The 6,000-nt window shown below is 53.5% G+C and carries 6 protein-coding genes and 1 tRNA gene; 3 read left to right on the plus strand and 4 right to left on the minus strand.

The annotated features are described in order from the left end of the window. Positions 1-204: 204 nt before the first annotated feature. Positions 205-281 (minus strand) — tRNA-Val (locus tag ACN0UH_RS18470). A 184-nt stretch (positions 282-465) separates the two neighbouring features. Between ACN0UH_RS18470 and ACN0UH_RS18475 the strand changes: the two genes are divergently transcribed. Beyond that, positions 466-1,749 carry an NAD(P)/FAD-dependent oxidoreductase gene (locus tag ACN0UH_RS18475; RefSeq protein ID WP_417663431.1) on the plus strand — a complete coding sequence of 428 codons (1,284 nt, stop codon included), beginning with the start codon at positions 466-468 and terminating at the stop codon, positions 1,747-1,749. A 65-nt stretch (positions 1,750-1,814) separates the two neighbouring features. On the opposite strand, the gene ACN0UH_RS18480 is transcribed toward ACN0UH_RS18475, so the two are convergent. The 3 genes from ACN0UH_RS18480 to ACN0UH_RS18490 all read right to left on the minus strand — a co-directional run bounded on the left by ACN0UH_RS18480 (position 1,815) and on the right by ACN0UH_RS18490 (position 4,314). Then, the gene (locus ACN0UH_RS18480) at positions 1,815-2,783 is read right to left on the minus strand and encodes a PA2778 family cysteine peptidase (RefSeq protein WP_417663432.1); all 969 of its coding nucleotides are present in this window, start codon (positions 2,781-2,783) and stop codon (positions 1,815-1,817) included. After that, complete coding sequence (locus ACN0UH_RS18485; protein WP_417663433.1) at positions 2,768-3,169, minus strand: PA2779 family protein; 402 nt, start codon at positions 3,167-3,169, stop codon at positions 2,768-2,770. The genes ACN0UH_RS18480 and ACN0UH_RS18485 overlap by 16 nt, the downstream gene beginning before the upstream one ends. Before the next feature lie 233 nt (positions 3,170-3,402). Further along, positions 3,403-4,314, minus strand: a complete 912-nt coding sequence (locus ACN0UH_RS18490; protein WP_417663434.1) for a LysR family transcriptional regulator — start codon at positions 4,312-4,314, stop codon at positions 3,403-3,405. A gap of 124 nt (positions 4,315-4,438) precedes the next feature. Between ACN0UH_RS18490 and ACN0UH_RS18495 the strand changes: the two genes are divergently transcribed. Next, a complete protein-coding gene (locus ACN0UH_RS18495) occupies positions 4,439-5,692 on the plus strand; it encodes a D-amino acid dehydrogenase (protein ID WP_417663435.1) in 1,254 nt (417 codons plus the stop codon). A 30-nt stretch (positions 5,693-5,722) separates the two neighbouring features. Further along, a partial coding sequence (locus ACN0UH_RS18500; RefSeq protein WP_417663436.1) for a RidA family protein occupies positions 5,723-6,000 on the plus strand: 278 nt, incomplete at its 3' end.

Consider the following 6,000-nt stretch of genomic DNA (forward strand, 5'->3'; position numbering starts at 1 on the left):
CAATCAATGATTTCAATCGAGGCAGCACTATAGCACATAAAAACCGGCAATTTAGAGCCGTTTTCAGTTTCATCAACATAGCCGCCTGAGTCGCTGCACCGCCAAAGCAAGCCTTACAAACACTCCAATCGGCTTTTTTCCGGCAATAAAAAAGGCGATCTTTTCAGATCGCCTTTTTCGCTCCCGTGCAGATCGGGATATGTTTGGTAGGCACAATTGGATTCGAACCAACGACCCCCACCATGTCAAGGTGGTGCTCTAACCAACTGAGCTATGTGCCTGCAATGGGTGCGCATTCTACGTCCGAGCACAAAACTGTCAATAGTTTTTTCGCTAACCGACTGAATAAAAGCATTTTTTAGCCATAAAAGGACTGCTGAAGATTTCTTAAAGACCACTAGCCGGGCATTTTTAACTCGGGTAGCATCTGGCTATTCGTAAAAAATAAACAACAGAGGTTGCAAAATGGCGCACACGGAATATCCACAATCCTATTACGCGGCTTCCGCGAATCCCGTCCCTGCCCGCCCGGAACTTAATGGTGACGTCGATACCGACGTGTGCATTGTCGGCGCAGGCTATACAGGCCTATCAACTGCAATCTCGCTGCTCGAAAATGGCTTTAAAGTTTGCATTGTTGAAGCTGCAAAAGTCGGTTTCGGTGCATCCGGCCGTAACGGCGGCCAGATCGTAAACAGCTACAGCCGCGATATAGACGTAATTGAGCGCACCGTCGGCCCAAAGCAAGCGCAACTACTTGGCCAGATGGCATTCGAGGGTGGCCGCATCATTCGTGAGCGCGTTGCCAAGTACAACATTCAATGCGATCTCAAAGACGGCGGCGTTTTCGCAGCCAACACCAACAAGCACATGGCCCACCTGGAGTCGCAAAAGAAGCTCTGGGAACGCTACGGCCACACTCAGCTTGAGCTAATGGACGCCAAGCGCATCCGTGAAGTGGTTGCCACAGACAACTATGTTGGCGGCATGCTCGACATGAGCGGCGGCCACATCCACCCACTGAACCTGGCGCTGGGTGAGGCGGCGGCGGTTGAGTCTCTGGGCGGAGTTATCTACGAACAGTCGCCAGCCACCCGCATTGAGCGCGGTGCGAACCCTGTTGTACATACGCCAAAAGGCCGAGTCAAAGCTAAGTTTGTAGTTGTTGCGGGCAACGCTTACATAGGCGACCTGATGCCCGAGCTCAGCGCCAAATCGATGCCATGCGGCACTCAGGTGATCGCCACCGAGCCGTTATCTGATGAAATGGCCAAGAGTATTCTGCCGCAAGACTATTGCGTAGAAGACTGCAACTACCTGCTCGACTACTATCGCCTGACTGGCGACAAGCGCTTGGTATTCGGTGGCGGTGTGGTCTATGGCGCGCGCGACCCGGCCAACATTGAGGCAATCATTCGCCCGAACATGATCAAAACCTTCCCGCAGCTTAAAGACGTGAAGATTGACTACGCATGGACCGGTAACTTCCTGCTTACCCTATCGCGCCTACCGCAAGTTGGCCGTATCGGCGACAACATTTACTACTCACAAGGCTGCAGCGGACACGGCGTTACCTACACTCACCTCGCGGGTAGAGTGCTCGGCGAAGCGCTGCGCGGCCAAGCGGAACGCTTTGACGCATTTGCTGGCCTGCCGCATTACCCATTCCCAGGCGGGCGCTTGCTGCGTGTACCTTTCACGGCGATGGGCGCGTGGTATTACAGCCTGCGTGACAAGTTCGGTTTCTAAACCTAGCTTTAGAAGCTCCAATGAAAACGGCGCCATTTGGCGCCGTTTTTTATACCCTCAAAGCGTTACTGCACGACCGAACAGGCCTGCAATACAGAACACTGCCCGGCAGCTTGCGGGGCGACTTTCAATGGCGAACTAAACCGTTCATCTTCAGGCGCCAACTGTTTTGCGCACGCCTGCGCCTGCGTAGCCTGTTGCCCACAGCCACGCTCTGCCAATACCTGCGACAAGTTGAACCAACCGGCAGCAAAGTCAGGTTTGTGTTGCACACTTTTGCGCAGATCGGCCTCAGCACCAGCAGCATCACCGCTGGCGTGGCGACTGTTGGCCATGGCAAACCACGCCAGGGACTCACTCGGCCATTGCCGAGTTGCCGTGCGGTAAGCGCTTTGTGCAGCCTGCTTACGACCGGTTTCCTCCAGATCATTTGCCGCCTTGAGCCAGGTTTGCAGCTCAGCACTGGCTGGCAATTTATTTGGCGGCATAGTAACCACTGCCCAACGCTGAGCACGGGCCCAGCTCTCATCAAAACCGGCAAAATCAGTAACCCAGCGACGTGTCGTGCCAGAGCGTAAGATCAGTGTTTTAGCGCGGGTGTCAAAACCCACAACCACTGCGAAATGCCACTGTGGATACCAGTCAAATGCCTGATTCTGCAGCACCAACACCGGGTTACCAGCAGCAACTTCGTTGAGTATCGACTCAAGCTTAGGTTGCAGTGGATACACCAGCATGTTGTGCGTTCGTGCAGCCGCCACCATTTCTATCTGCAAACTGCCTTCACGACCTGGAATATAAACCTGATCCTTGAGCACGCCTGGACTAGTCGCGATGCCGCGCTGAGTCAGCATGGTCGATAACGCCGCTGGGCCGCACTGGTATTTGGTCTGCGGAAAAAATGGCACATCACTAAGCTCCACTCGCTCAGGCAACTGCGCAATCTCCGGTGATAACACCGGAGATTGCGCACAAGCTGAAAGTAGAATAGTGAGTACGACTGGAACGAATAGCCTGGTTATCGATTTATACATTTCACAAAACTGAAGATGTCGGTAGCGCAGAGCATATCGGTAACGATGAAGATTACAAAGAACAACACAATGATGCCGATGACGCCGCTGCCCGCCGGCGCTTGATCCAGCTGTTGGTTGAACTGGGCAAGCTCAGCATTGGTCAGGCTGTTGATGCGTTTTTCAACTGTGTCGCGATCAACTCCGAGGTTATGCAGTTTTTCTTGCACGCCTTGCTCATCGAGCATGCCCAGCAACTGCTGACGATCTACTTGCTGCTGATGTTCAGCCAACACTTCAGAGGTACCAATCATCGCTGCATTTGCCAGCGGCACTTGCGCCACCATCAGCATATGGAACACTGCCAGGCATGCTGCTAATCGACGAAACACGGAACCTTTACTCATGACGCTTACCTCTCGATTTATTTCCCTTTATGACTAAATCAACAAGCAAGGGTTCATCGGCGTGAACTTAAATTAAGCCGGTGCTTAAAATGCGCTCTTTTGGGCAGGCAGCAGACACGTCTGCGCAATGAATGTGCTTAGCCAAAACGCGTTAGGTCCACAACGAACTGCAGCGAAGCGACTTACTAACATCCGCGACCTTTGTCAGTGAATCCCTTGACCATGTGAGAAGTCTAGCTAAGTTTTCGCTCATTCATCAGCCGATTTGCGACTTGCCTGACCTGCTCAATCAGCGCCTGCTGCGCCTTGGGATACTCTTCTCCCACGCGCCGCAAAAGGTACAAGCCAACCACCAGGTTTGGCTCCAGCACACGTATCTGAGCGCCGCCCATGGCTGCAACTCTCGCAGTCAAAGGATCAACCAAAGCCATGCCCTGCCCGGCCATAACCAGAGCGCCAGCCAGTTGATAGGTTTGCACCCAGGTATTAATTTTCGGAGCGGGTTGCAGTGCCCGCAAATGCTCACCGATCAAGCCGCCCAAGGCATCGCGAGTGTCCAAACCAATCAGCGGAGCCCCAGCAAGATCCTGTAAGTAAACCGGCTCATCGCACTGATCCTTACTCCAGCAACCGGCCGGCGCTATTAACTGCATACAACCCTGCGCGAGTAACTCGCACTGCAAGCCCGGATGCTCGACTAGTTGCAAGGTCAAGCCAATATCCGCCTCACGTAATAACAAACGCTGAATCATCTCGGCGGAATGCTGGGTCGCGAGCTCACAACTGACGCCCGCGTGCTTCTTGCGCCACTGACTTAGGGCCATTGGCAAAAGTTGCTGCGCCAAAGCCGGAGTCGACACTAACCGCAGCGTTTTCTCGACCCCTTGTTTGAGATTGCTTGCCAAGCGCCGCAGGCTCTGCAAGTCAGCCGACAGGCTTTCAGTTTTGTTACGCAAGATTCTCGCTTCAACAGTTGGTTCCAACTTACCGCGCACGCGATTGAATAACCTGAAGCCCAACTGCAGCTCTGCATGCTTCAGTGCCTTGCTGGCTGCCGGCTGCGAAATATTCAACAAATCTGCCGCAGCAGTGACGCTACCGGTTTGCAAAATCGCCTGAAACACTTCGATATGACGCAAGTGCATGTTTTCTTCCTCCAATTGCAGTCCAACAGCATAGCTTTTGGTTATGGCCTACCTGCAATCTTTCATTGGTTTGAAGCTAATACATTTACATACCCTGAAAACCAATTTGGTATGAGGTGTGTACATGCGAGTCGCGGTGATCGGAGCAGGTGTCATTGGCTTAACGACGGCCTATGCCCTAATACGCCAAGGTCATGAAGTCGATCTCATTGAACGACGTGACGAGGTCGGGCTGGAAACCAGTTTTGCCAACGGTGGCCAGCTTAGTTACCGCTATGTTTCTCCTCTAGCCGACGCAGGCGTGCCCTTGGAAGCACTCAGCTGGATGTTACGCAGCGACGCGCCTCTACGCTTCAAGCCTCAATTCAACCTGCAACAATGGCGCTGGTGCCTGCAATTTCTGGCAGCTTGCAGACGCTCGGTCAATCAACGCAACACAGATCACTTGTTGCGCTTAGCACTACATAGTCAAAAAGTACTGCGCACTTGGCGTGAGCAAGACGAACTCGATGACTTCGGCTGGCGCTCAAACGGCAAACTGGTGGTTTACCGTGACCCTGCCAGTTGGGCAAAAGCGAGCAAAGCGCCTGCTGACGAGAATCGCCAACTACTCAGCGCTGAGCAGTGTCTGGAGACCGAGCCCGCACTTGCAGGTATCGCAAATGAATTGCATGGCGGTGTTTATGCACCCGGAGATGAAGTCGGCGACTGCTATCGATTCTGCCAGCAACTGCTTAAACGGCTTCAAGCCAATAGCGCATTCAAGCTGCACGCCAACTACGACGTTAAAGGCTTGCGCATCAGCAATGGCAGAGTCAAGGCGCTGCAACTGAATTGCGGCGATGACCATCTGGTGGACCACCTTGTTGTCGCCGCAGGCGTGCACAGTCTGGCGCTGCTCAAGCCGCTGGGTATTGATGTGCCGCTCTATCCTCTCAAAGGCTACAGCCTCAGCCTGCAACTCGAAGCCGGTAAACGCGAGGCACAGAAGTCAGTGCCTGAAACCAACGTAACCGACTACGACAACAAAGTCGTATACGCACGCTTGGACGATCAACTTCGGGTGGCCGCCATGGTTGATGTCGGCGGCTGGGATAGCAATTTGGATGCTCGTCGAATCAAGCAGTTACGCGATCTCGCCGCACTTAGCTTTCCTGACGCGGGCAACTTTGCGGACGCAACAGCATGGGCAGGTTTACGCCCGGCCACTCCCCAAGGCACACCATGGCTGGGAGCGAGTGGCATCAATAATCTCTGGCTAAACCTCGGCCACGGCAGCCTCGGTTTCACACTTGCCTGCGGCAGTGCCGATGTATTGGCGAACCTGATTGACGCCGCGCCACCACCAATCTGCTTGGACGGACTCACACGCACATAAGTCCGTCATCATCACTTAATAGGGAGTTTTATGAATATCCAACGCATACAAACCAATGATCGTTTATCAGGCGCCGTCAACTTCGGTGAACTGGTATTTCTATCAGGCCAAGTCCCTACAAACCGCTCGCTTGATGTAGCCGGTCAAACCATTGAAGTTTTGGCAAAAATCGACAGCTTGCTGGCTGAAGCAGGTTCTGATCGCAGCCGATTGCTGAGCGCACAAATATGGCTTAAAAACATCGAGCAAGATTTTGCCGCGATGAACCAGGAGTGGATCAACTGGCTACCACAAGACTGCGCCCCAGC

Source organism: Pseudomonas sp. (genome assembly GCF_048265905.1).
Classification (GTDB): domain Bacteria; phylum Pseudomonadota; class Gammaproteobacteria; order Pseudomonadales; family Pseudomonadaceae; genus Aquipseudomonas.

Excerpts from the sequence above, each read along its gene's own strand:
- ACN0UH_RS18475 (WP_417663431.1), top strand. The coding sequence starts at position 466 with ATGGCGCACACGGAATATCCACAATCCTATTACGCGGCTTCCGCGAAT.
- ACN0UH_RS18480 (WP_417663432.1), bottom strand. The coding sequence starts at position 2,783 with ATGTATAAATCGATAACCAGGCTATTCGTTCCAGTCGTACTCACTATT.
- ACN0UH_RS18485 (WP_417663433.1), bottom strand. The coding sequence starts at position 3,169 with ATGAGTAAAGGTTCCGTGTTTCGTCGATTAGCAGCATGCCTGGCAGTG.
- ACN0UH_RS18490 (WP_417663434.1), bottom strand. The coding sequence starts at position 4,314 with ATGCACTTGCGTCATATCGAAGTGTTTCAGGCGATTTTGCAAACCGGT.
- ACN0UH_RS18495 (WP_417663435.1), top strand. The coding sequence starts at position 4,439 with ATGCGAGTCGCGGTGATCGGAGCAGGTGTCATTGGCTTAACGACGGCC.